This window comes from Wolbachia endosymbiont of Phyllotreta cruciferae (assembly GCF_918697765.1).
In the GTDB taxonomy this organism is placed as follows: domain Bacteria; phylum Pseudomonadota; class Alphaproteobacteria; order Rickettsiales; family Anaplasmataceae; genus Wolbachia; species Wolbachia pipientis.
On record NZ_OU953855.1, the window covers coordinates 1,687,772 to 1,713,004 of the forward strand.

The window sequence follows — 25,233 nt, forward strand, 5'->3', positions numbered from 1 at the left end:
TCAATGTTCCTTAGGAAATTGATTGAATCTTGAAAAATTATATGCACCGTTCAAAAAATCTAACACAAATTGTGCAGTTATTCTAAACAACTCAAGCATTCTGCTCTTTTCGTTTTCTCTTGCTCTGCTGCAATATCCATCAACAATATTTTCCAAAATAATGCATCCAGACTTTACTGAATCACTGTAACAAAAATTAAACCAATCCCTATATCTATTATTTTTCTTGAATCTATTTTTCATGCTATCAACGACAGTCTCGTATATAAACATGCAAGAATACAAAACCGTCATAGCCTCATAGGTATTACTATGCGAGATGGATAAAAGAAAATTAGTGAAATTAAAACACTCAAGAGATTTCTTTTCGCGACTTATACCGTACATAGTAAAGTAGTAGTCATATAGCATTCTATTAACAGTCACTACTCTTTGGGCTACTTCAGCAAGCGAGATAATACTACTATAATCTTCCATTTTGGATGCAGTAATTAAGGTGGTACGAATATAATCACCTAAGAACAACGTCTTTTGTTGAGCATAGAATTTGAAGTTCTCTATATTTAGGGTGTTATTCGCTAACTCAACATTAAAAGGATGCTCAATTATATCCTTTAAAAGATTTGACCCGTAACAGCTCCTAATTATGCCACTGAACACTCAATGGCGTCAACTTAAGAACTTTCATTAGCAAACTCTCCTAAAGACATGATGGCGTTTGGGCTTATCTACCTTATCGCGGCTATACAATCGTCCCGGTCGGATTTTAACTCTTACTATTACCCACAAATATAAATGTTTGTTGCATAGCTCTTAATGGCATAACTTTTGCTTGAAATAACTGTTTATATGGTGCAATTTACAGCTTTTAGTTGCTAAAATTATAACTCTTAGTTTAATAATTTTAATCTAATAAGCTTTCAGGTTAATAAAATTAAATTATTTGAGTAAATACAATACTATGTTTTTATTTGTGGGTAATAGTAAGATTTTAACTTTAGCGCGTATACTTGCTCTATCAAAAAGGGCTTGAAAGTTTTTTGGCGCAATAAGTACCTGATAGAGTTTCTGCCTCATTACACCAAATAAAACCGAAAAATTTAAACGATACTCAGCAATTTGATCTGGATTCCAAGGCCCTTGTGCATCACACATATGAAGCGACAATATATTACACATGACTAAGTTTGCCCAAAATTCTTGTAATACAGCCTCTAAATTTACGCCAGAAAAATTCTCTAACTCTGCACCTATTTTGAGTCGTTTATAGCACTCCTCTATATGCCACCTTAATACATAAGCTTTGCTGATATCTTCCAAAGTAAATTTTTCTCGATCAAAAAGTGAAGTAACCAATACCTCTGTTTCTCCGTTGGCTAATGTCAGCACTATTACTCTTACTTTTTGGCTTTTCGTTTTATTTTCTAGCACAAAATCAAAATCTAATTCACCAGATGAAATTCGTTCCCATAGCTTGCTATAATTTCTTTTTTGCAAGCGAAAAATAAAGTCTACTTTCAATTCATAATGCTGCTGAATGAATTTTAATGAAGACGGTCGTAGATAAATAATAATCTATCTTGATTTAATGAACGCATTTGAGTAACGACTTCAGGTAATTGTTCTTCTGCTAACGTTTGCTCACCCACATTCCAAGCCGCAAGGCGAGCACTGCAAATCAGCGAAGTACATAAATCAACAAACAAATTGCCAATGGTGGCATTGTGCCTGTTGTTCCATTTGGTTTAAAGCGGCCAAACTCGGATACAATTTCCTCAGAGCTGGGTAATCTCATACCAGAACCATCTGCTGCAATAAGTCTATAGCCTCTCCAACTCAGGTTCATCCTGATAGGCTGTTTGGATGCTTAAATTCTTGAAAGCCTGTATGGCAAATCTTATACCTTGCTTTAGAAAAAGCTTGCTTTGAGGGTACATGTCAATGGCTCCATAAGTTCACATTCTATTCCCAAACTTTTTTTAACTAACTTTAAAATCATAGAAAATACTGTCGAAAAAGGAAGTTTTCTTGTTCGTGTAAAACTCAACACAATGGATTCTCTGAAAAGCTTTCGAGTATATTATATTTTTAATTTGTAGAATAAAATTTTTTCCTTTTTGTTTGGTAGAAGTCATAGTTTTAAATCCTCCTGATTAAGTTTTATCGCTATGACTCCCCCACCAGAACCGTGCTTGCAGCTTTCCCGCACACGGCTCCACAATGTAGTATTCACAGCATTTCCTATTTTGTATATAATGAGTAGCATATTCTTGGTTTTGGTAATGGATTAACTTGTAGATAGTGTATAAATTGCTTTGAATTCATACTCTTCTTCTGACTACGTCGGTTTATCCATTTATACGCTAGCTTGATTACCCGCCAGAAGAATTTATTCAACCACCGGTAATTTCCGCTAACTCCGAAGTAGTTATAGTGTCCTGTTAGTTTTGCTTTAAGTATTGACCACCAATCTTTAAGGTGAACTTTATTTCGGATCTTTTTCACCCATTCTTTGATTTCTTTAAGTTTTCTAGATAGATTTTCTTTCGAGGTTTTATGACCTACCATTACTCTACCTTTACGACTCCTTGTACCATAATGGGTGAATCCTAGAAAGTTGAAACTTTCCGTTTTTCGTTTCTCCCTTATTCCTTGTTGCCACTCCTTTTTGCCAAACTTTACTATTCTTGTTTTGTCTTCAGATATTTCCAGTCCAAATTTTCCTAGCCTTTGTTTCAGTGACTCTAAGAGTTCTCTAGCATCTTTTTCTCTTTCGCAGCAAATCAGGTGATCGTCTGCATACCTAACTAGCTCCATATAACCTTTAGATCTTAGCTTGAATTTCTTTTCAAACCACAAATCCAGCACATAATGCAACTATATATTAGCTAGTATAGGACTTACTATTCCCCCCTGAGGTGTGCCTAGTTCAGTTGCTTCATAATGTCCTGCTTCGACTACTCCTGCCTTAAGAAATCGTTTTACTAACCACAGTATGTTTGGGTCTGTTATCCGTTCTCTCAAGCATCTCATTAGCCATTTGTGCTGGACATTATCAAAGAATTTCTTGATATCAACTTCTACTACATAGTTAGTTGGTCTGTACATAACTGCTTTATTTAGTGCATTTACCGCTTGATGACAGCTTCTACCAGGACGAAAACCATATGAGTTATCCAGAAAGTTAGCTTCATAAATATTTTCTAATATCTTCTTCAGCATTATCTGGACTAACTTATCTTCTGTAGACGGTACTCCAAGCCCGCGTTTCTCTTTGCTTCCAGCTTTTGGTATATATACTCTTTTCACTGGTTGCGGTTGATATCGCTTTCTTTTCATACTATCCACCAGAGTGTTGAGCTTCTCTTCAAGATTTTCTCCATAAGCTTCTACTGTCACCTGGTCTATACCGCATGCTTTGTTATGCTTTAGCTCTTTATAACATTCAGCAAGATTCTCTGCGTTTATCAGATGAATTAACGATTAAATTTCAATCGTTTATCTTGCCTGGCTCTTACTGCTATCTGATTTAGTTTTCTTTGCACGTTATTCCAACCTCCGTTGTATTGGCATAGCAATTCCTAAACCAGTCACTATATTGCTGACCGCTTCCCCTTGTATGTGGCTTTCCCACACTCTGAGTACTATCAATCAGTCCGACTTCCTTTATATCTTCCGTCAGTACTCGCCTTTGTTGACTTGTTCCAACGTACCTTAATAGGAATACAAAGGATCTCCCAAGTTTACGTAAACTCCATCTCAACACGTGATACGGCCTCAGATCCCGATAGAGTGAGTGATAACTTGCCCTATTGTTACCCTTCTTGCTGTCTTCCACTATATGCAACGTGTCGACCTCTATGACATCGAGAATTTCGGGACTCAATACCTTCACTTTCGTTGTACCCTGTGTTGTCCATTCCACTAGCTTTACTACGCTCGTTACCTTACGCAGCATAGTGGTTTGTTCCAGCCTGCTGGCTAGGCTTTGCCTGGGTTGGATTTTCACCAACTGGACTTTACGCACTTTGCTTGGCGCACGCATGTTTCACCTAAAAAGGACACATTTTAGACTTCTTTGTTGAAATAAAACAGAAACAAAAGTGCTGTTTATTGCATTCTTTGGATAATTTAATGATAAAAAATTTAGAGAGAAATTTTATACACTATCGCTGATATTTTTCCTTAAGTTGACGCCATTGACTGATCACCTTCTAATTCTTTGGAGAGTATTGTCAAGTGGTGCTCAGCTAAGTCTTTTGCAAGCACTGTAAATTGCTCGTCATTTAAAGTTTTAATAAGTGCTTTGAACTGATCCACTTTTAAGTGAGGTAAAATTTCTTTTACTTGCTCTGAATTTAATTTTCTCACTAGAGCTTCAAGCTGAGTATCATTTAAAATAGGAACAATTATTTGTAACTTTTCTGGATTTAGTTCCTGAGCGAGGGTTTTTAGCTGGTGATTGGTTAGATGATCCACTAAAGCTTGAAGTTGTTCATCTGTTAAGTTCTCTGCTAAGGCCTGCAACTGGCTTGAGCTCAGTTCAGGAATTATTTTTTGCAGTTGCTCGTTACTAAGAGTATTGGCAAGAGTTTTTAGTTGGTCGTCTGTTAGGCCCTGAATAAAAACTTTGGTAAACGTGCTTGATAGCAACAGTAGCACATCTCTTATATGTCTCTCACCGTAGTATAACATAATGTCTTGTAATACCTTATTGTCAGGTGAATCGATTATATTTCCTGCCTCGTCTGAAAAATAATATTTATTGTTGCCAGTATCTGAATCTTCCCATGTTACATATTTGTATTCCAATTTTTTTGATTTAATAGAACTGCTACACATAGTTTTGAAAGGCTGCACAAGCTCTCTTGTATATGATAACTTAGCCAACTCATTACCGTAATATACAAATGTATGGTTACTTTTTACATAATCTAAGTTAGAATCACTTTTATAATCTTTGGCTACCAGATTTCCTTCATTTTCTTCCTCCAGACATATGTAACTGTCTAGGCAAGAACTGCTGCAAAGTTTTATAGGCAATAAGCCTAGTACTACATCGTTTTTATCATCCAGCGATACAAGCTCAACTTTTTTAATAGGCATTGTAGGATCATTACCTTCAGGCCACTTTATCCTTGTAGTCGGGGTTTTTCTAAACACCTCTTTTCCAGGTATCATCTTAAAAACATGCTTTTTTCCACTCATAGGCGTTACCAATAAATTAATTGTTAATATTCTAACATTTATTGATTAATTTTTTGTTAAATTGGTATATATTACAATTGTAATAACCAACATTACTTGTGTAGAGAAAAGTTACGAAAAGAAATAGAGATTTTCAGGGAAGTAGTATAAAATCCTCATAGATTAAAATAAGCTGCTTTGACAGGTTTTGTGGCGGCTAGAGCTGTATAGACTGGTGGAGGCAAGCGGGATCGAACCGCTGACCTTCTGCGTGCAAAACAGATGCTCTACCAGCTGAGCTATACCCCCAGGTAATTCTTGCTTAAAGCATAAATCACTCAGGCTGAAATGCAAGAAATATTTATCTATTAGGCTATTGCTAAATAGTGTACAAATTCTGCAGGGTGTACACACTTCTCTATTTTTTTGTCTCCTTAGCGTTATACGTCACACCATCCAAATAAATCTGTGAACTGAAAATTAACAAGAAGTTTTCCTTTAAAAATTTTTTAACTAAATTATCACTAACGCAGTATATTATATAATTTATTTAACCACACATGAAAATTTTAGTTTGATTAAAACGGATAAAAACTGTATTGATGTTTAGTATAGCTGAAAAATGAAATGATCCCGTAGCTCAGCCGGTAGAGCAACTGACTTTTAATCAGTGGGTCACGCGTTCGAATCGCGTCGGGATCACTCACAAATTTTGAAAAACATGCTAAAAGAACAAGACAAAATATTCACCAACCTAAATGGTAAAGAAACTCCACTACTTGAGGGTGCAAAAAAACGTGGTGGTTGGCAAAAAACAAAGGAATTACTGGATTTAGGATCAGAAAAAATCATTGATGAAGTAAAGAAATCTGGCTTGAGAGGTCGAGGGGGTGCAGGATTTTCCACCGGCCTTAAGTGGAGCTTTATGCCCAAAAATCTCCCAAAAGCATATTTAGTAGTCAATGCAGATGAGTCAGAACCTGGTACATGTAAAGATAGAGATATATTGCGATATGAGCCACATAAGTTACTTGAGGGAGTTCTCCTGGCCAGCAGAGCGATCAGCGCATCAGTTGCGTATATTTATATCAGGGGTGAATTTTATAATGAATATTTAGTTCTGAAAAAAGCACTTGAGGAAGCCTATAAAGAAAACTTAATTGGAAAAAATGCCTGCAAATCAGGTTATGATCTTGATGTGTTTATCCATAGGGGTGCAGGAGCTTACATATGTGGAGAAGAAACAGCTCAACTTGAATCAATTGAAGGAAAAAAGGGCTTTCCTCGCATGAAGCCTCCATTTCCCGCAGGTGTTGGACTTTTTGGCTGCCCAACCACAATAAACAACGTTGAAACTATAGCCATGGTTCCAGATATTCTAAATCGCGGAGGAGAATGGTTTACATCTCTTGGTAAACCAAATAATACTGGTACCAAGGTCTTTTGTATTTCAGGACATGTAAACAACCCGTGTAATGTTGAAGAAGAGCTCGGAATTCCATTACGTGAATTAATTGAAAAATACGCAGGTGGAGTGCGAGGAGGTTGGGATAATTTACTTGCTGTAATACCTGGTGGGTCTTCAGTGCCATTAATTCCAAAATCTATATGCGATACTATTGAAATGGATTTTGATTCATTAAGAACTGCACAATCAGGGCTTGGTACTGCTGCTGTAATAGTGATGGATAAATCAACTGATATAATAGCTGCAATAGAGAGGTTATCACACTTTTATATGCATGAGTCCTGTGGACAATGCACACCATGCCGTGAAGGTACTGGATGGATGTGGAGGATTATGAAGAGGATGGTGGCAGGAGATATTAAACCTGATGAAATAGATAAGCTGCTTGACCTTACAACTCAAATAGAAGGACATACAATTTGCGCGCTTGGCGATGCTGCAGCTTGGCCGATTCAAGGATTAATAAGACATTTTCGCCATGTTATCAAAGAGAGAGCGATAATTTAACTTTACTTATACTTCTTAAGCCGTTTTGCTACTTAGCAACCAGAGCTAAAAAATATTGATTCCCTTCTCTTTTAGGTGCCAATTCTACCTTTGCGATATCTTCAGTGTCTCGAATTAGCCGTTCTAATTTTTCCAGTCCAACTTCAGTGTTTATAAGCTCTCTCCCTCTAAATCTCATTGTGACTTTAATTTTATGTCCGTGGACAAGTAAGTCTCTTGCTTGACGCAATTTTGTTTCGTAGTCGTGATCACCAATATTAGGACCCAGTTTAATTTCTTTTATAGTTAATGTTTTTTGTTTCTTTTTTGCTTCACTTGCTTTCTTTTTTATATCATACTTTTGCTTGCTATAATCCAGAATTTTACATACTGGAGGGGTTGAATCAGGTGCAATTTCCACCAAGTCTAAACCAACACCCTGTGCAAATTCCAAAGCTCGTTCTATTGGCACGATTCCGACCATTTCACCACTATGATCAACTAAGCGTACCTCCTTAGCTGTGATAAATCCATTAATTCTGTTTTTATTGTTCTTTTTAACTTGCAAACTTTAACTCCCTTAATTCAAATTAATACTTTTTAACAGCGATTCATTAGCCTTTTCCAAAGAAAAAGACTCCTGTCTTTCCGATCCTAAATTTCTTACTGACACAGTTTTACTTGTAACTTCATTTTTGCCTACAATCCACAATATAGGAACCTTGTTTGAACTATGCAAACGTATCTTATAACTAATTTTTTCATTGGTCAAATCAGTCTTGACTCTCACACCTTGTTCTTTTAAAATATTGCTAATTTCTGTGGCGTAACCGTCAGCCTCATTTGTAATGGTCAGAATAGCAAGTTGCGTTGGAGCAAGCCAAACTGGAAATTTTCCTGCATAATTTTCTATCAAAATTCCAATAAAACGCTCAAAAGTTCCAAGAATTGCCCTATGTAACATGACAGGGTGATGCTTTTGTCCATCTGCTCCTATATAAAAAGCTCCCAGACGTTCTGGTAAAATGAAATCAACTTGTAATGTTCCACATTGCCAGCTTCTGCCTATTGCATCTTTCAAGACAAACTCTAACTTTGGACCATAAAACGCACCTTCACCAGGGTTAAGTTTATAACTCAAGCCTGCTTCTTTAACGGCTTCAAGCAGCGCTTTTTCAGCTCTATCCCACACTTCATCATTACCTGCTCTAATATCTGGACGGTCTGAAAATTTCACAGAAATTTCATTAAATCCAAGCTCTGAATATACTTCTTTTAAAAGGTCACAAAACTTTATAGTCTCAGAATTCACTTGTTTTTCCATACAAAAAATGTGTGCATCGTCTTGCGTAAAACCACGCACTCGCATCAGTCCGTGCAATGATCCTGAGCTTTCATTTCTATGGCATGTGCCAAACTCTGCCATACGTATTGGTAAATCACGGTAGCTCCTGGTGTGAGAATTAAAAATCTGCACATGACAAGGACAATTCATGGGTTTTATTGCTAACTTTTTATTCTCAGATTCGTCAACAATAAACATATTTTCACGAAACTTATCCCAATGTCCAGATTCCTCCCACAGCTCTTTACTTACTAAAATAGGAGTTTTTACCTCAAAATAGCCATTATTTATTAGCTTCTTTCTGATGTAAGACTCAAGAACATTATATAGAATATATCCTTGTTCATGCCAAAAAACCTGCCCAACAGCTTCCTCTTGAATGTGAAATAAATCCATATCCTTAGCAATTTTGCGGTGATCACGTTTTTCTGCTTCTTTGAGGCACTCAAGGTAAGCGTTTAATTCATCCTTATTTCTCCATGCTGTACCATATATTCGCTGCAACATTGGGCCCTTTGCATCACCTCGCCAGTATGCACCCGCTACTTTCATAAGTTTAAACGCTTTAACTCTGCCGGTTGATGGTGAGTGCGGACCACGACATAGGTCAATAAAATCACCTTGCCTATAAACAGTTAGGTTTTCACCCTCTGGTATGGATGAGATAATATCAACCTTATATTTTTCGCCTATACCACTAAAGAAATCAATTGCCTGCTTGCGAGTCCAAACTTCTCGAACAAATCTGTGGTTACTTTTTACAATCTCTTTCATTTTCTTTTCTATTGCGGTAAGATCGTCCGTAGTGAAGGTACGACCTGTAGCAAAATCATAGTAAAAACCGTCCTGAATTGTTGGGCCGATAGTAATCTGAGTATTAGGAAATAGCTCTTTCACTGCCTGTGCCATTATGTGAGCAGCATCATGCCTTATTATATCTAAACCCGCTTCGTCACTCAGTTGTATCACCTCTATCTCTGCATCAGCTTCAATTTCACGTGAGAGATCATGCAACTCACCATTTACCTTAAAGGCAATTGCTTCTTTCAAAGCATCTGGTTGTAATATATCAAAGCCAATGACTTTACCACTGTATTCTTTTACTTTTTGTTCGGTTGAAAAAGTAATCCTAACCATAAATAAACCTATACGGACATGTAGCTTGAAGGCGGTTTGCTTCTTCCAACGGTGTCATCCCAGTGTCACGCACATAGCCATACGAACATTCATTTTCGAAGGTAAATTGCACAGCAAATGGTGTCATTCCAGTGCTTGACACTGGAATCCAGCTTTTTTGTAATTTCATTGAAAATGTTGTATAGTGTGCTTGTTCACAATCAATTTTACTGGATCCCAGTGTCAAGCACTGGGATGACACCTTTGTGTTTGAGGCAAAACAGGCTATAACATTTAACATACTGCCCTCGCAAACAAATGTTCGTACAGTTGTGTATCAGCTACTGGGATGACACCACCCCTAGTGGGCACTGCCCCTAAATCATAATGGATAACAGGGTTATAAGCTCTGAACATTAATAATAAGGCCTATTCTTCTTTAACCTGAGTGCAATTGCGTCTTCCCAAACTTCACCATTACGCAATAACTTTTCTTTATTGTACATTAGCTCCTCTCTTGTTTCAGTAGCAAATTCAAAGTTAGGACCCTCCACAATTGCATCAACTGGACATGCCTCTTGGCAAAGTCCGCAGTATATGCATTTTGTCATATCAATATCATAGCGCGTGGTGCGGCGACTACCGTCTTCTCTTTCCTCTGCTTCAATAACTATTGCTTGAGCAGGGCAGATAACTTCACACAATTTACAAGCTATGCATCGTTCTTCACCGTTTGGATACCTACGCAACGCATGCTCACCACGAAACCTTGGACTTAAAGGGCCCTTCTCCATAGGATACCTCAAAGTAACCTTTGGCTTAAACATATATTTTAATGTAATAACAAACCCTTTAATTAACTCTACAAAAGACCAGTACCAAGCTAATTTCTTGAGCATAAAATATTTAAAACTTGTGTCAGTCATTATAAATCATATTATCAGTTTTCAAAATAAATATTTTCACCTGGGTGACTTTTTAGGTATTTTGGTTTCTTAAGTGTAATATTGCTAAGTAGTTTATATAAATAATGACAAACACAAATGAAACTATTTTCGCTTTATCGACCGTATTTGGTAAGTCAGGAGTTGCAGTAATCAGAATTTCAGGCAACTACGCGCTTAAAGCTTTAAATCATTTTCATATTAAGAAAGAAATTAAACCAAGATTTGCTACTTTAGTTGATCTATATGATGATTCCAGTCAATTGATAGATAATGGAATAATCATCTATTTCCCTGCTCCAAACAGTTTCACTGGCGAGGATGTTATAGAGTTACAAGTGCATGGAAGCAAGGCAGTTATAAAAATCATCTTGGAGGAATTATCAAAAGTTTTCGTTATGGCCAAGCCTGGAGAATTCTCACTTAGGGCTTTTCTAAATGGTAAATTTGACTTAACGCAAATAGAAGGGATTGCAGACTTAATTGATGCTGAGACGAAAATGCAAGCTAAACAAGCGATTAAGCAGATATCAGGAGAATTGGAGAGACTATACAGCAATTGGAGGCAAAGATTAATAACGATACAATCCAAAATCGAAGCATATATAGACTTTCCAGAGGATGTTTGGACAGAAAAAAATGAATTGGAAAAAATTAATAATGAAGTGCGAGCTCTTGTGCGGTTGATACAAGAGCATTTAAATGATAATAGACGGGGTGAAAGGTTGCGTGAGGGTTTACATATTGTAATAACTGGTGAACCAAATGTCGGTAAATCAACTCTGTTTAATTTCTTAGCCAAGCGTGATATTGCTATTGTTTCTGAATATGCAGGCACAACAAGAGATATACTTGAAGCTCATATTGACATTGGCGGATACCCAATCATTCTCTCTGATACTGCTGGAATTCGTGAAAGTTCAGATCCAATAGAATTAGAAGGTATAAGTCGAGCGAAAAAGAGGTCTTTTGAAGCTGATTTAAGAATAGAGCTATTTCCTTTTGAACAACGACACGATGTCAATTATCAAGCCACAGGCAATATACCATCTGTCGTTGACACACAACTATGCAAATATTGTAATCAACAAACGGTGTCATCCCAGTGCTTGACACTGGGATCCAGATATAAAAATACTTGCAAATTATGCAATAGACAATGGATTCTAGAAACATGTGCTGAAAACAATGTTCATGATGAGATAAGCTGGAAACCAGTGTCAGCTACTTGCATGACATCAGACCAAAATGACACCATTTATGTATTGAGCAAAGCTGACGATGTTATCAATAATCACAATATAAAAATTAATGGCATAGATTTTCTACCTATTTCTATTTTAAAGGGAATAGGTACAAACAAATTGATCTCTCTCATAAAAGAGAAGGCAGAGGAAAAATTTGGGCATGATAGAGACACTCCTGTAATCACTCGGCAAAGACATAGGAATCACATGAAGAAAGCACTGGAACATTTACAACGTTTTAATATCGATAATCCAATTGAGTTGATATCTGAAGATTTGAGGCTTGCTGCATTTGAACTTGGTGCAGTGATTGGAATTATTGATGTTGAGGAAATATTGAGTAGTGTGTTTAGCAACTTTTGCGTGGGCAAGTAAAGCTTTTATAGATTGCTTAAAATCAAATGTTGTGATAGAAAAGAAATGGACGGATGGCCGAGCGGTTTAAGGCACCAGTCTTGAAAACTGACGTACGTGATGAGCGTACCATGGGTTCGAATCCCATTCCGTCCGCACAGCATCTCGCTATGCTAGCTGATTTTTAGAGCTTATTTGGACTATGTGGTTCATAACGCTGGAAATCTTGTCTAATCTAGCCACATCTTTTAAAAATACATCCCTTTGTAAATTGACCTTGTTAGCAAAGAAAGCTAATATCTATAAATAGATCACCATCTGAATATGAAAACCGATATAGTAATAATAGGTGCAGGACCTGTTGGAATATTCACTGCTTTTCAAGCGGGAATGCTTGATATGAGATGTCATATAATAGATGTTTTGGATCAAGCAGGAGGACAATGCACAGCTCTTTACCCAGAAAAGCCAATATACGATATACCTGGTTATCCTGTAATTACTGCCCAAAAATTAATTGAGCAGCTAATGGAGCAAGCTTCGCCATTTAAGCCTATTTACCATTTAAGTCAAAAAGTAGAAAAGATTTCAAATAACGAAGGTGAAAACTTTACTATCATAACGAGCATAGGTACAGAGGTAAAATGCAAAGCCGTTATCATTGCTGCAGGTAATGGAATGTTTGAACCTAACCGTCCACCCTTAAGTGGTATATTAGAATATGAAAATAAATCTGTATTTTACAGTGTAAATAAAATTTCTGATTTTCAGGATAAAACTATAGTCATTGCAGGGGGGGGTGATTCTGCGGCTGATTGGACTGTAGAACTTTCTAAAGTTGCAAAGAAAATTTATGTGATACATAGGAGAAAGGAATTTCGCTGCACTCCTGAAACTAGAAATAAATTAGAATCACTTGAAATTGATGGAAAAATAGAACTGGTAGTGCCATATCAATTACACGAACTAGCAGGAGGTAATGGGCAATTGAGCACAGTGATAGTAAAAAACATTGCCTCTAAGGAAGAAAAAGAAATATCCGCTGATTTTTTGCTGCCATTTTTTGGATTGTCAATGAATCTTGGTCCAATAAACAATTGGGGTATACAGTTAGAACATAGCCGCATAGTTGTCGACCCAGCTACACTTAAAACCAGTAGAGATAGGATATATGCAATCGGAGATATAGCTATTTATTCAGGCAAACTAAAATTAATACTAAATGGTTTTGCTGAGAGCGCCATGGCTTGTTATGACATATACAAAGTAATCCACAACTCTCCAGTCAATTTTCAATATTCAACTTCAAAGGGAATTCACGGGAAAGAAAAACTTCCTTGACAAACCTCGCCAGCTCCCTTATCATGAAACTGAAGCTATTGTATTTGCTTTCGCCAATCTGCAGATTAAAAGGTAAGGATTACTTAATGTATCGGCGTCTTATGTTCAATTTTTTGCAGTATATAGATACTGTATGTCTTTACAAAACTTCATCTACATCTAGATTTTTATCTAAATAAGCTGAACGCGCTTACAAAGCGTTACAAGACATCAAAAAATGCCAATACTCGACAGAGATAGTAAAAGACTAGCTAACTCGGGGATTCTTTGTCTTTTTTTCTGCTTAGTAAATTTCTTAAACGTTTGCAGCGTAAGTTAGTTGCAATTAAAAGCAGCTTAATCTCGCTTGTCAAGCGTTTAAAACATAAAAAACGCCAATATTTTAAAGCGGATAATAACCCCAGGGCTTCTTTTGCCTTTTTTTTCATTTGGTAAATTTCTTAAATATTTGTGGCTAAAAGAGCCCAAGAGAGGTGTCATTCCAGCACTTGATGCTGGAATCCAAAAAAAGGATGATGTCATCCCAGTGCTCCTTTTTTTGTCATCCCAGTGCTTGACACTGGGATCTAGTTTTCCATATAATCTCATCGAAAATGTTGTAACCACTTTCTGTGCTAGTTTGCTTGCTTACAAGCAAACTTTCCTGGATCCCAGTGGGCTTTGTTGCATCGCTACTTATGAAAGGCTAACTATAGTTAGGATTATAAGCAACCTATTGAAAATCTTGTTTTTTTGCAATCAATCTGATCAAATTTAAGAATAGTAATTTGTTATTTATATTAATAAATTTAATTCTATTGAAAATAGCTAAAGCATTGAAATTCTTGAATTTTAGCCAGATTAGTGAGTGGTAGTGAAATTTCTTTTACTCAAATTTAGGTATTCACTGACCGTTCTTGTTATAAATACCAGAATAATAAGCTACTGATATTCCCTATCTTTTTTATCTTTAATCCATCATAGCTAGCGATGCAACAAAGCCATCCCAGTGTCAAGCACTGGGATGACAGGGGAGTTGGATGACACCATTTTTTTCCTGGATCCAAGTAGTCAGGGCACTGAGATGACACCCTCTTGGATGAAAACCAGTATCAGCTACTTTCATGACACCATTCTTTTTTCTGGATCCAAGTAGTCAGGGCACTGGGATGACAGGAGAAAGAGGCACTGGAATGACAAAGAGGGTACTTGGATGACAGGAGGTAATGCAGGAAGTCTAATAGTGCAGCAACACGGAACCCCAGGTCAGGCCTGCACCTATTGAAATCAGCAGTACCAGATTTCCTGATTTTATTTTTGATTCTTGTATTGCATAGTCTAAGGCCAGTGGAATTGATGCCGCTGAGGTGTTTGCATGCTTATCAACGGTATTAATCACTTTCTCTATAGGAAAATCTAATTTCTTTACTACTGCTTCAATAATACGAATGTTTGCTTGATGGGGAATTAACCAGTCAATATCAGTGATTTTCAAATTATTGCATTTCAGAGTTTCCTCTACTGAGGCTGTTAACTTATCCACTGCATGTTTAAACACTTCTCTTCCATTCATGCATATTTTTCCAGAATCACCAGTTGAGGATATCCCTCCGTTCGTACATAGTATGTCCACATTGCCATCAGAATATAGGCTAGTTGAAATTATACCTTTTGTAACCCCCTTCTCTGCCACCCAAGTATCAGCATCATTTGTTGGAATGACGTTAAAATGACATGCTGATTTCATTATTACTGCACCAGCACCATCACCAAAGAGTACACAAGTTGACCTATTTTCCCAATCAACAATCCTAGACATTATTTCAGCACCTATAACCAATGCATATTTAATTCTATTGTTAGATTTTATGAGCGAATCAGCAACTGTAACTGCATATATAAAACCAGAGCATGCTGCTTGTACATCAAAAGCAAATGCGTTTTTACATTTTAACTTACTTTGTACAATCGTTGCACAGCTAGGAAAAGTTTTATCAGGAGTTGTTGTAGCAACTATAATCAAGTCAATTTCATCTACTGAAATTTTAGCTTTTTCTATAGCACTTTTTGCTGCATTTACAGCTAGATCTGACGTTAGTTCTCCTTCATCTGCTATATGCCTTTGAACTATTCCTGTTCTCTGCCTTATCCATTCATCGCTCGTCTCAACTATCGATGCAATTTCGTTGTTACTCAACATTTTTCTTGGTAGGTAAGATCCAGTGCTTAATATGAAACTTTTATTCAATATGACTTACCCCGTTAATTATCTTTTGATTTAAATTTTCACTAATTGCATTTACTGCAAATTTTATGGCATGGGCAAAAGAAATAGCATCAGAATTTCCATGACTTTTAATGATGATACCATTCAGCCCTAAAAACATAGCTCCACTTCTAATTTTGGGATTAAAACGCGTTAAAGCTTTATTTAGTTTGGATTTTAACAATATACCAACAAGCATTTTCGCTATCCACGAATTGAATACTTCCTGCTTTATTAGATTGATAAAGGTACTAGCGGTTGCCTCAGCCGTTTTGAGCATTACATTGCCAACAAAACCATCAGCAACAATCACATCTATATTACCCTCTAAAAATTCACTTGCCTCTATATACCCTTTGAAATTAATGCCTGGAGCGTTTTTAAGCAACTCAAAAGCGCCGCGCACTGAGTCATTACCTTTAACTTCTTCTGTGCCGATATTTAGCAAAGCAACTTCAGGATTGTCAATTTTTAATGCTATCTTTGCAAATATACTACCCATTAACGCAAATTGAAATAATGAGTCGGCATTACAATCAACATTTGCACCAAGGTCAAGCAAAGCGAAGCTTTTTGTCTTAGTTGGACAGATAGAGGCAATAGCAGGACGATAAATGTTTGGTAATGTTCCTAAAATAAATCTGGAAATTGCCATCAATGCTCCGGTGTTGCCTGAAGACACCACTCCGAAAGCTTTACCTTTTTTTACTGCCTCAATGGCAGCTTTCATACTTGAGTCTTTACGATGCCTCAGTGCAAAAGATGGCTTATCATTTGCAAGAACATTGTCAGAACAATGAGTAAACTCAGAATTGTTACTTACTTTTTTGTATTTTGAAAGCAAAGGAGATACTTCTTCCTTATCTCCATAAATATGAAAAAAAACTTTAATGCCTGGGTCAACAAGGTTGTCTAAAAAAAAACCAGCACCATGAATTACGGAAAGAGGCGCAAAATCGCCCCCCATAGCGTCAAGTGCAATAACTATATTATTATTGACCGTAGGTAACATATCATAATAGTCACTCTGCCTGTTGCTTGATGAAAACCCGTTTTCCTTTGTAACTGCCATCAACTGCTACGTTATGAGGCAACATGAATTCCCCAGTTGTTGAACATACCACAACATTCTTAGGCTCAATAGCATGATGAGAACGATGCATATTACGCCTTGACTTTGACTTTTTTCTTTTTGGAACTGCCAAAACTTCCTCCATTCTACTACAAAATTCAATTCATTAGTAACATGTTTTTTACAGGAAGTAAACAGGGATAGTAAAATAAGTAAGGTTTGCTTATGTAATTGAGTTCTATAGCTAAAGTGGCTCTACAATTTGAAAAACCGTCATTCCGCTACTTGTTAGCGGAATCTATACCGCGAATGAATCCATAGCTGTACGAACATTCATTTTTGAAGGTAAATTGCACAACAGATGATGTCATTCCAGTCTGGAATCCAGAAATTTTGCTTATAACTGAGCTGATGAGCTAAAGGTAGTTGTCTTATGCTAAAACAAACGTTTTTAATTAAGTTGCATAGAAGCTGGATCCCAGTGGGCTTTGTTGCATCACACTTTATGAGATGGTGATTTATGGTAAATTCATGTAACTATCTCAAATTTAGCCATACCAATATCAGTGAATTTATTAAGCAAATAGCATTTGATTAGCAGTTCTTTTTCTCGATTTATCTCAGATTTATTCCTAAAACTAAATCCGAATATTTGCTTTAATCTTGAGAAAAACCCTTCAATATAAGATCTTTTCCCATAATTTACTTCTTTTTTCCATTCTTTCATGCCATCTTCACCGTATAATTTTATTAACCTAATAGCAGCATTCCTGTCAGACATATAATCTATTTCTGGATGTTCTGCCGCATTGTTTATTGGTGGAATTTTTGTCTTTATATCATATTTGTTACACAACTTATAAAACTTGTGCCTATCACATGCTCTATCTGCATATAGTGCTTTTATGGCATGCTGAAAATCAACTTCTTTTAGCAAATCACAAGCTCCATAGTGATCAGAGTAGACACCGTTACTGTATTTTACAGCTATGGCTTTTTTGTTGTTTATATTCAACATTACGTGCAATTTTCTCGTTTGCTCATAGCCACGATATTTTCTGTCAGTGCTATTTTCCTTGCTGTGACCAGGAGTGTTGTTGTATATACTAATTCCTGTACTGTCTATAGCAATTTCGATATCTTCCATATTATTTTTATCAATTCTGCAATCATTTATCTTAATATTAAGTTTCTTAAACCTTCTTGATGCTTGTGAATAGCTGATAACTGCCAAATCTCTTCCTATTTGTTGCAAATACCCTTTTATAAACCCGACTGTTTGTCTTAAACCAATTCTAAAGAAACTGACGATTATATGCACCAAAATCACAACTTTATCACTATAAATATAGTTGCCGCCCTGCATTTTTGGACAATTCTCGTACCAATTTTCTATGGCGTCATTGATATAACAAAAAATGCTTCCTCTTTCTTGGAGAAATTTGTTATATTCATGGCAGTTACTGACTCTCATTTTTTGTGGCATATTTTTTCTTCAACAGTTAAATGGCTATTTATAATGAATTTTGTCAGTAACTGCCAGTTCTTTTCACTTGAGCGATGCAACAAAGCCATCCCAGTGTCTGGGCACTGGCCCACTGGTGGGAATTGCTCCCAAACTACAACGTTCGTACAGTTGTGGATACCGTGGCGGTATGACGTAGGGAAACCTTTCTTGGGTTAGCTATATGAGCTTTAAATTAAAACATCAAGTATGTTGAACTTAAAACATATCTCAGCTATACTTTGCGATAAAGTTAATAAAAATTTTAATAAAATCAGTAAGACTAACCTCTAGCTAAAATGAATACAAAGTGAGCTTTTTTGATATAAATAGTGTTAGAATAATTGGTAGGTACTTTATCAATTTTTTGTTAAGGCTTGGTAGTGCATTCATATTTTTTATTCAATCTCTATACCACTGCCTTGTGCCACCATATTATTTTAGCAACATAGCAAGACAAATTATAGAGATAGGCTTTTTCTCTCTGCCAATTGTTGGGCTCACTGGAGTTTTTATAGGAGCGGCAATAGTTTTACAAAGTAGCTTGAGTGACCCATTAATTAACCAAGAACAGATAATACCCAAACTTGTTACGATCACTATCATTAAAGAGTTAGGACCAGTTTTGATCAGCTTAATAATGGTAGGAAAGGTTGGATCATCAGTTGCAGCAGAAATTGGTACAATGCGCATCACCGAGCAAATAGATGCACTTACAACCTTGAACATCAACCCTTTTAAATATTTAATTGCACCAAGGATTTTAGCGTCAATCATAGTATTTCCCATACTTACAGTATGTGCAGATTTAATAGGAATATTTGGAGGATGTATCACTGCAGTCTTCGAATTTAACCACAATTTAAATATATACATTAAACACACAGCTCAGTTCTTTAATACGTATGATTTTATAACTGGGCTAATAAAAGCAACTGTATTTGGCGCCATAATTTCTGTCTCAAGCTGCTATTACGGTTACCATTGCAAAGAAGGTGCACGAGGAGTAGGTGTTGCTACAACATCAACTGTTGTTTTATCGTCCATACTGATCATTTTAGCAAACTACATGATTACTTTGATACATGCGTAACCCCATAATATCAATATTGAACTTAAGCTTATCTTTTGATGATAGGACAGTACTAAAAGATCTAAATTTTGATATATTAAAAGGGGAATCATTAGTCATACTTGGTGGCTCAGGAAGCGGCAAATCTGTATTAACAAAAACAATTATCGGCTTGCTTGCTCCAGACTCAGGGTCTGTTAAAATAAATAGTAAAAGCAAAAATAAATTTGGGGTTTTATTTCAAAATTCCGCTTTATTTGACTACGTTACAGTGTGGGAAAATATATCTTTTAATTATAAAAAGCGCTTTAATATCAGCAAAAAAGAGGCAAAACAGCTAGCAATCGAGAAGTTAAATGATGTTGGACTGGAGGAAAGCATAGCAGATATGTTTCCAATAGAGCTATCAGGTGGAATGAAAAAAAGAGTGGCACTTGCAAGGGCGATTGCACACAATCCAGAAATCATTATTTTGGATGAACCAACTTCAGGATTGGACCCAATTATGTCAGATATAGTAAACGAGATAATAATAAAATTATCTAGAGATCTTAACCCTACAATTATCACGATTACACATGATATTCATAGCGCATTTAAAATAGCTGATAAAATAGCAGTATTATATGAAGGGGAGATCATTTCCCATGGAACTGTTCAGGAAATACAAAATACTAATAACGAATATATAAAAAAATTCATTCATTATATATAGCTAAAGATATATACACTATTGCTAACAGTCATATTTTTAAGTTTTAACTTTGTAAAAGGTAGTGAACATTGGAATTCAGATTTTTTTCAAACTGGATCCTATATAAGATAACAGAATTGTTTGTATTAGCTATATTCAAAAGCTCTATTGATATTTTGCAATATTTGTGATAAAATAATAGCTTAAGGTTGAGAGTAAAAATTTATGAGTGAAGCTCAAGGTCCAAACATTGCAGAATGGCAAGCGCAGCAGCAACACCAAGAGGCTGCTGGTGAAAAAAGTGGTTTTGGTCTTGGTCATAGTGACTCTGTTTCAACAGTCGTGGATGGAATGAAATGGTTGTTCAACTTTCATGAAGGAGCAATTGCTGCTTATAGTAACGTGTTTGAAGGTTTGGTGAGTGGTAGTAGTCTAGTAACGCTGTTTGGAAAATCAGGTAATATGTTTGGCATAAAATTTCTTGAAGGCCTTGCAGAATATTTTTCAGGTGGAGGTGGAGAAGATATGCCATCAGAAGGAATGGATATGGCTCATGGTGATGATGGACATCACTCAGATGATTACCCTCATGCCAATAACGAAATAGCTCATAATGCTGATGGTTTGCAAGACATGCATGATGCAGGTGATCACCATGGTCAATCTTTTTCACCTGGTCCTTCACCATCTGTTGGCGATGACCACGGGCATGAACTTGGTTAAACGCTTAAAAACTGCTGAATAGTATGCGAGAAGGCCTAATAAGAAAAGTTGCTGTTGTTATAATTAACATGAGTTTGTCTTAGTGAAAAAGGTTTCAGTTTTAGGGTCAACAGGAAGTGTTGGAAAAAAGACTGTAGATTTGCTCTCAAAGAGAAAAGAAGAATACCAAGTGGAAGCACTAAGTGCCCATTCGAACTTTGCTCTACTGGCACACCAAGCAAAACTGCTAAATGCAAAATATGTTGCTATCTCCGATGAAAGGCTTTACAAAGATTTGAAAGAAAGTTTACTTGGTACAGATGTAAAAATAGCAATTGGTGCTACAAATATTGCTACCATACCTGTTGATCTCTCAGTTGTTGCAATAGTTGGCATTGCAGGCCTTGGGCCAGTTATGGAAGTTATAGAAAGCGGTACCAAAGTCATTGCATTGGCAAACAAAGAAAGCATTGTTTGCGGTGGAAAGTTATTACTCAAAAAAGCTAAAGAAAAAAATGTACAAATAATCCCTATTGACTCTGAGCACAATGCAATTTTTCAAATTTTGCAAAATGACGACAAATGCATAGAAAAGATCATACTTACTGCTTCTGGTGGACCATTCTTAAATTATAGCCTTGAGCAATTAAGAAATATCATGGTAGATCAGGCGCTTAGTCACCCCACTTGGAATATGGGAAAGAAAATCTCGGTTGATAGTGCAACAATGATGAATAAGGCACTAGAGATAATAGAAGCACATAACTTGTTTAATATCAGCCCGGATAAAATTGAAGCAATAGTGCATCCTGAGTCAATAGTACATGGAATTGTAACTTATAAGGATGGGTTCAACTTTGCTGTGCTTGCAGAGACTGACATGGCAATTCCCATTTCATATGCTTTGTCTTGGCCGGAAAGATCAGCTTTAAATTGTAGACTAGATTTAACAAAGCAAGGAAAATTGACCTTTCAAGAGCCAGACCATAAGCGTTTTCCTGCGCTAAAGCTTAGCATGGCAGTGTTAAACTCTTCTGCTCCACAAGCAAATAGTATTGTGCTCAATGCTGCAAATGAAATAGCTGTTAATGAATTTTTGAAGTCACGAATTGGCTTTTTAAAAATAGTAGAGATAGTGGAATCAACAATGGAAAGTTTTGATAGTTATACTGATATTAATTCACTATCTGATATAATAAATATTGATTGTGAAAGTCGTATTATTGCTAATAAAATTGTTGAAAGTAAAGTTGTTGCGTATAGCTAGAGTAATGTAACCAGACTGTATTCTGTGATTTTTTTTTAGCAAAGCACGATGCACAATCGTCATTCCGCTACTAGTTAGCGGAATCTATGCCGAGATACCGCGAATGAATCGCGGTATGACGGTTCGCGGTGGTATGACGGTTAAGTAATTCGTCATCCCGCTGCTTGTTAGCGGGATCTAGAGATACCGCGGCGGTATGACGGTTCGCGGCGGCATAGCTATAGCTATCTTCAAAAATATGGTTGAATAATTGTGTGTATAATTATTAATATTTTTAAGCACTTTGGCTATGGCTTTATCTAAGTTTCTCGACCCTAAGCTGGATTTAACCTTCAAAAAAATATTTGGCACTGAAAAAAATAAGAATATTCTCATACATTTTTTGAATGATATTTTAGGGTTTACTGAGATAAATACTATACAAGAAGTGGAATTCCTCAGTACTATAATGGATCCTGAAATTGCATCTGATAAACAAAGTATAGTTGATGTTCTTTGCAGGGATTCTAGTGGGGCCAGGTATGTGATTGAAATGCAGCTTACTCGCGATAAAGGCTTCGAAAAACGAGCTCAATTATATGCTGCTAAGGCTTACTCAAGGCAAGCTGATAAATCTGGTAAGTACATTGATTTAAAGAAGGTTTTCTTTATTGCTATCTCTAATTGTAATTTATTTCCTGATAAGCTTGATTATATATCCAGCCACACTATAAGAGATGAGAAAACCAATGAGCATGACTTAAAAGATTTTCAATTTATCTTCATAGAGCTGCCAAAATTTCCTAAGAGTAGAGAAGAACAACTAGAAAGTGTAGTAGACCGTTGGCTATTTTTTTTCAGTGCGACCTGGAAGGTCATGGTTTTGTGGTGGTTAAATTCCATCTTCCCAGACATCAGGGATAATGTATATCTCACATTTCAAAGAGTGGCAACCTCTGGGATGCAAGCATGAGATAAAAGCAGGTAACACTAAATCTCGTGGTGAATCCCTGCAAACAGAGTTAGATATGATTACGAGAGAAACCTATGTTTGAATTGTCGTCAAAGCATAATATGCGAAAAGAGATTGAACTACGCATAGACCAAAATGGTACGAAGCAAAAAGGGAACTAAAGATTGAAGACTTTAGTTATTGATGTTCCAAGCTTCCGGCAAATAGTAGGAATCTAAGTTTAACGTGAAACGAAGCCATGGAACAGAGTAACCACATAGAAGCTCTTATATTCATTAAAATATAAGTAAGTAGCCAGCCACAAGCTACTATGTGGAAGGATTGTTTAAGAAGCTAATGCCCAAAGTAATATCTGGGATATGCAGACGTAAACACTTTAATTTGGAAGGTAAAGTGGTGAATAGTAGTGAATATGTTATGGACCAGCAAAAAGTTAGGTATGAATGGAATGGAATTCCTTGGCGCAAGCTAAAGAAATCTTCATTTAAGCTACAAAAACGAATTTACCAAGCTTCTAAATGTAATGATATCAAAAAGATGCATAATCTTCAGAGATTATTACTCAAATCAACAAGTGCAAAAACACTCGCTGTTAAGAAAGTAACACAGGACAATAGGGGGAAGAAGACTGCAGGTATTGATGGAAAAGCTAACCTTAATCAAAAAGAAAGATTACAACTATCATATTCTTTAGATATAAAAGAAAAAGCAAAGCCATCAAGACGTGTCTGGATTCCAAAATCTGGTAAGCCATCGGAGCATCGCCCACTTGGTATACCCACTATATCGTGTCGAGCAAAACAAACACTTGTAAAAATGGCTTTAGAACCAGAATGGGAGGCAAAACTTGAGCCAAACACTTATGGTTTTAGACCTGGTAGATCATGTCATGATGCAATTGAAGCCATATTTGATGTGCTAAAACAGAAAACAGCATATGTATTAGATGCTGATATTTCTGGATGCTTTGACAATATTAACCATAATAAATTGCTTGAAAAGCTCAATACCACACCAACATTAAAGAAAATCATAAAAGGATGGTTAGGAGCTGGTGTTATGGAAGATGGAAAGCTTCAATCCACAAAACGTGGTACAATTCAAGGAGGGACGATCTCACCGTTGCTAGCTTGTGTTGCATTACACGGATTAGAGCAACATGTCAAAAAAGCATTAACAAACGAACTCTTTCAATGCATGAAAAGAAAATATGGTAGGATATCGCATAGAAACGCGCAAAAGTCTATTAGTGTAATTTTCTACTGTGATGATTTTGTCATCATACATGAAAACGAAGAGATTATTCTTAAAGCAAAAATTTTAGTTGAAGAATGGTTAGAAACCATTGGACTAAAATTAAAGCCCTCTAAAACAAGAGTTTCTCATACATTAAGAACCATTGACGAAACAAAACCAGGATTTGATTTTCTTGGATTTTCAATAAGACAATATCCAATAAAAGAAAGTAAGAAAGGTTACAAGTTATTAATCAAACCAAGTCGTAATTCTATAAAACAGCATACACTAGCTATTAAACATAAACTCAGAGAAATGCGTGGAGCACCACAAGAACGTGTGATAAAGGATCTCAATCCAATAAACAGAGGATGGAGTCAATATTACTCCTCGGTAGTTTCATGTAAAATCTTTAGCTCATTGGATAATATTATGCATAGAAAACTCTGGAAGTGGGCAGTTTTTAGGCACCCAAACAAAGGGAGATGCTGGATAAAAAGAAAGTACTTTAAGAAGTATAATAACGAAAACTGGCGCTTTATGACAAGTAACAAGGTACGTCTTACTATACACAGCGATCATGTTATTAAACGACATATCAAAGTGCAAAAAACCAGATCCCCATATGATGGTGATTGGGTATATTGGGGTAAACGTCTGAGAAAAATACCAGATAAGCCACTAGGAGTAATAAAATTATTGAGGTTGCAACAAAGTAAATGCGATAATTGTAGACTATGGTTTAAAAGTGATGATACAATAGAAATACATCACAAAGACCGGAATAGACGAAACAATATGATCACAAACTTATCTTTGTTACATGGACATTGTCACGATGAATTACACAGGAGGTGTGCATGAAAAGCACCAAATTAGAGAGAAGCCGTATGAGGCGCAAAGTCTCACGTACGGTTTTGCAGTCGAGTGAGGAAGGGCGACCTTCTTCACTTAGACAACAAATTAGTTGTAAAAGACAAGACTTAATCTGACAGACAAGA

21 protein-coding genes, 3 tRNA genes and 3 pseudogenes are annotated in these 25,233 nt (G+C 36.3%); 12 read left to right on the top strand and 15 right to left on the bottom strand.

Features of this window, described 5'->3' with window-relative positions:
* The 5 genes and pseudogenes from NL281_RS07840 to NL281_RS07865 all read right to left on the bottom strand — a co-directional run bounded on the left by NL281_RS07840 (nt 1) and on the right by NL281_RS07865 (nt 5,496).
* On the bottom strand, nt 1-660 hold the full coding sequence (locus NL281_RS07840; RefSeq protein WP_010962391.1) for a TenA family protein: 660 nt from the start codon (nt 658-660) through the stop codon (nt 1-3).
* A 327-nt stretch (nt 661-987) separates the two neighbouring features.
* Nucleotides 988-2,135, bottom strand: a pseudogene (locus tag NL281_RS07845) (IS4 family transposase); the annotation flags it as partial.
* 106 nt (nt 2,136-2,241) lie between these two features.
* Nucleotides 2,242-3,339 (bottom strand): annotated as a pseudogene (gene ltrA, locus NL281_RS09385) (group II intron reverse transcriptase/maturase).
* An 846-nt stretch (nt 3,340-4,185) separates the two neighbouring features.
* The gene (locus NL281_RS07860) at nt 4,186-5,208 is read right to left on the bottom strand and encodes a magnesium and cobalt transport protein CorA (RefSeq protein WP_253303301.1); all 1,023 of its coding nucleotides are present in this window, start codon (nt 5,206-5,208) and stop codon (nt 4,186-4,188) included.
* A gap of 212 nt (nt 5,209-5,420) precedes the next feature.
* A tRNA-Ala gene (locus NL281_RS07865) sits at nt 5,421-5,496 on the bottom strand.
* A 320-nt stretch (nt 5,497-5,816) separates the two neighbouring features.
* On the opposite strand from NL281_RS07865, the gene NL281_RS07870 reads away from it, so the two are divergent.
* Together NL281_RS07870 and nuoF are read left to right on the top strand one after the other, a co-directional pair.
* Nucleotides 5,817-5,889 (top strand) — tRNA-Lys (locus NL281_RS07870).
* 19 nt (nt 5,890-5,908) lie between these two features.
* Nucleotides 5,909-7,162 (top strand): NADH-quinone oxidoreductase subunit NuoF, encoded by a 1,254-nt coding sequence (gene nuoF / locus NL281_RS07875; protein ID WP_253303750.1) that lies wholly within the window; start codon nt 5,909-5,911, stop codon nt 7,160-7,162.
* A gap of 28 nt (nt 7,163-7,190) precedes the next feature.
* On the opposite strand, the gene infC is transcribed toward nuoF, so the two are convergent.
* The 4 genes from infC to nuoI form a co-directional block, all read right to left on the bottom strand.
* A complete protein-coding gene (gene infC / locus NL281_RS07880) occupies nt 7,191-7,709 on the bottom strand; it encodes a translation initiation factor IF-3 (protein ID WP_182320999.1) in 519 nt (172 codons plus the stop codon).
* A gap of 12 nt (nt 7,710-7,721) precedes the next feature.
* On the bottom strand, nt 7,722-9,623 hold the full coding sequence (thrS, locus tag NL281_RS07885) for a threonine--tRNA ligase (RefSeq protein WP_253303302.1): 1,902 nt from the start codon (nt 9,621-9,623) through the stop codon (nt 7,722-7,724).
* Entirely contained in the window at nt 9,616-9,903 is a 288-nt protein-coding gene (locus NL281_RS07890; protein ID WP_049973587.1) for a hypothetical protein, read from the bottom strand. The genes thrS and NL281_RS07890 overlap by 8 nt, the downstream gene beginning before the upstream one ends.
* A 115-nt stretch (nt 9,904-10,018) precedes the next feature.
* Nucleotides 10,019-10,501 (bottom strand): NADH-quinone oxidoreductase subunit NuoI, encoded by a 483-nt coding sequence (gene nuoI, locus NL281_RS07895; RefSeq protein WP_038199316.1) that lies wholly within the window; start codon nt 10,499-10,501, stop codon nt 10,019-10,021.
* 131 nt (nt 10,502-10,632) lie between these two features.
* Between nuoI and mnmE the strand changes: the two genes are divergently transcribed.
* The 3 genes from mnmE to NL281_RS07910 all read left to right on the top strand — a co-directional run bounded on the left by mnmE (nt 10,633) and on the right by NL281_RS07910 (nt 13,488).
* Nucleotides 10,633-12,168, top strand: a complete 1,536-nt coding sequence (mnmE, locus tag NL281_RS07900) for a tRNA uridine-5-carboxymethylaminomethyl(34) synthesis GTPase MnmE (protein WP_253303303.1) — start codon at nt 10,633-10,635, stop codon at nt 12,166-12,168.
* Between the two features lie 47 nt (nt 12,169-12,215).
* Nucleotides 12,216-12,303, top strand: a tRNA-Ser gene (locus tag NL281_RS07905).
* Between the two features lie 168 nt (nt 12,304-12,471).
* On the top strand, nt 12,472-13,488 hold the full coding sequence (locus NL281_RS07910) for an NAD(P)/FAD-dependent oxidoreductase (protein WP_253303304.1): 1,017 nt from the start codon (nt 12,472-12,474) through the stop codon (nt 13,486-13,488).
* A gap of 357 nt (nt 13,489-13,845) precedes the next feature.
* Here the strand turns inward: NL281_RS07910 and NL281_RS07915 are convergent, their stop codons facing one another.
* The 6 genes from NL281_RS07915 to NL281_RS08535 form a co-directional block, all read right to left on the bottom strand.
* A complete protein-coding gene (locus tag NL281_RS07915) occupies nt 13,846-14,010 on the bottom strand; it encodes a hypothetical protein (protein WP_253303305.1) in 165 nt (54 codons plus the stop codon).
* A gap of 694 nt (nt 14,011-14,704) precedes the next feature.
* Nucleotides 14,705-15,715 carry a beta-ketoacyl-ACP synthase III gene (locus tag NL281_RS07920; protein WP_182321005.1) on the bottom strand — a complete coding sequence of 337 codons (1,011 nt, stop codon included), beginning with the start codon at nt 15,713-15,715 and terminating at the stop codon, nt 14,705-14,707.
* A complete protein-coding gene (gene plsX / locus NL281_RS07925; protein ID WP_151807807.1) occupies nt 15,708-16,745 on the bottom strand; it encodes a phosphate acyltransferase PlsX in 1,038 nt (345 codons plus the stop codon). The genes NL281_RS07920 and plsX overlap by 8 nt, the downstream gene beginning before the upstream one ends.
* A gap of 10 nt (nt 16,746-16,755) precedes the next feature.
* The gene (gene rpmF, locus NL281_RS07930; RefSeq protein ID WP_010962967.1) at nt 16,756-16,938 is read right to left on the bottom strand and encodes a 50S ribosomal protein L32; all 183 of its coding nucleotides are present in this window, start codon (nt 16,936-16,938) and stop codon (nt 16,756-16,758) included.
* Between the two features lie 396 nt (nt 16,939-17,334).
* A complete protein-coding gene (locus tag NL281_RS07935; RefSeq protein WP_253303014.1) occupies nt 17,335-18,291 on the bottom strand; it encodes an IS5 family transposase in 957 nt (318 codons plus the stop codon).
* Nucleotides 18,276-18,404, bottom strand: coding sequence for a hypothetical protein (locus NL281_RS08535; protein ID WP_256469369.1), 129 nt, complete (start codon nt 18,402-18,404; stop codon nt 18,276-18,278). Before NL281_RS08535 ends, NL281_RS07935 begins: the two co-directional genes overlap by 16 nt.
* Before the next feature lie 215 nt (nt 18,405-18,619).
* Here NL281_RS08535 and NL281_RS07940 point away from each other — a divergent pair, with 215 nt between their 5' ends.
* The 7 genes and pseudogenes from NL281_RS07940 (at nt 18,620) to NL281_RS08540 (ending at nt 25,224) form a co-directional block, all read left to right on the top strand.
* Entirely contained in the window at nt 18,620-19,402 is a 783-nt protein-coding gene (locus NL281_RS07940; protein WP_015589313.1) for an MlaE family ABC transporter permease, read from the top strand.
* Nucleotides 19,395-20,096: an ABC transporter ATP-binding protein gene (locus NL281_RS07945; RefSeq protein WP_006279859.1), complete on the top strand. Its 702-nt coding sequence runs from the start codon at nt 19,395-19,397 to the stop codon at nt 20,094-20,096. The genes NL281_RS07940 and NL281_RS07945 overlap by 8 nt, the downstream gene beginning before the upstream one ends.
* Before the next feature lie 204 nt (nt 20,097-20,300).
* Nucleotides 20,301-20,798 carry a hypothetical protein gene (locus tag NL281_RS07950; protein ID WP_007548965.1) on the top strand — a complete coding sequence of 166 codons (498 nt, stop codon included), beginning with the start codon at nt 20,301-20,303 and terminating at the stop codon, nt 20,796-20,798.
* Between the two features lie 82 nt (nt 20,799-20,880).
* Nucleotides 20,881-22,044, top strand: a complete 1,164-nt coding sequence (dxr, locus tag NL281_RS07955; protein ID WP_253303306.1) for a 1-deoxy-D-xylulose-5-phosphate reductoisomerase — start codon at nt 20,881-20,883, stop codon at nt 22,042-22,044.
* A gap of 289 nt (nt 22,045-22,333) precedes the next feature.
* Nucleotides 22,334-22,882 (top strand): annotated as a pseudogene (locus NL281_RS07960) (Rpn family recombination-promoting nuclease/putative transposase); the annotation flags it as partial.
* Nucleotides 22,883-23,308: 426 nt separating this feature from the next.
* Nucleotides 23,309-25,096: a group II intron reverse transcriptase/maturase gene (gene ltrA, locus NL281_RS07965; protein WP_253302976.1), complete on the top strand. Its 1,788-nt coding sequence runs from the start codon at nt 23,309-23,311 to the stop codon at nt 25,094-25,096.
* Nucleotides 25,093-25,224, top strand: a complete 132-nt coding sequence (locus tag NL281_RS08540; RefSeq protein WP_256469360.1) for a hypothetical protein — start codon at nt 25,093-25,095, stop codon at nt 25,222-25,224. The genes ltrA (NL281_RS07965) and NL281_RS08540 overlap by 4 nt, the downstream gene beginning before the upstream one ends.
* The last annotated feature ends 9 nt before the right edge of the window (nt 25,225-25,233 follow it).

Bases quoted from the DNA above. Each gene is read 5' to 3' on its own strand.
- NL281_RS07950 (WP_007548965.1), top strand. From the start codon at position 20,301: ATGAGTGAAGCTCAAGGTCCAAACATTGCAGAATGGCAAGCGCAGCAG.
- NL281_RS08540 (WP_256469360.1), top strand. From the start codon at position 25,093: ATGAAAAGCACCAAATTAGAGAGAAGCCGTATGAGGCGCAAAGTCTCA.
- NL281_RS07890 (WP_049973587.1), bottom strand. From the start codon at position 9,903: ATGTTAAATGTTATAGCCTGTTTTGCCTCAAACACAAAGGTGTCATCC.
- NL281_RS07945 (WP_006279859.1), top strand. From the start codon at position 19,395: ATGCGTAACCCCATAATATCAATATTGAACTTAAGCTTATCTTTTGAT.
- nuoI (WP_038199316.1), bottom strand. From the start codon at position 10,501: ATGCTCAAGAAATTAGCTTGGTACTGGTCTTTTGTAGAGTTAATTAAA.
- nuoF (WP_253303750.1), top strand. From the start codon at position 5,909: ATGCTAAAAGAACAAGACAAAATATTCACCAACCTAAATGGTAAAGAA.
- NL281_RS07910 (WP_253303304.1), top strand. From the start codon at position 12,472: ATGAAAACCGATATAGTAATAATAGGTGCAGGACCTGTTGGAATATTC.
- mnmE (WP_253303303.1), top strand. From the start codon at position 10,633: ATGACAAACACAAATGAAACTATTTTCGCTTTATCGACCGTATTTGGT.
- NL281_RS07935 (WP_253303014.1), bottom strand. From the start codon at position 18,291: ATGCCACAAAAAATGAGAGTCAGTAACTGCCATGAATATAACAAATTT.
- thrS (WP_253303302.1), bottom strand. From the start codon at position 9,623: ATGGTTAGGATTACTTTTTCAACCGAACAAAAAGTAAAAGAATACAGT.
- NL281_RS07860 (WP_253303301.1), bottom strand. From the start codon at position 5,208: ATGAGTGGAAAAAAGCATGTTTTTAAGATGATACCTGGAAAAGAGGTG.
- NL281_RS07915 (WP_253303305.1), bottom strand. From the start codon at position 14,010: ATGACATCATCCTTTTTTTGGATTCCAGCATCAAGTGCTGGAATGACA.
- plsX (WP_151807807.1), bottom strand. From the start codon at position 16,745: ATGTTACCTACGGTCAATAATAATATAGTTATTGCACTTGACGCTATG.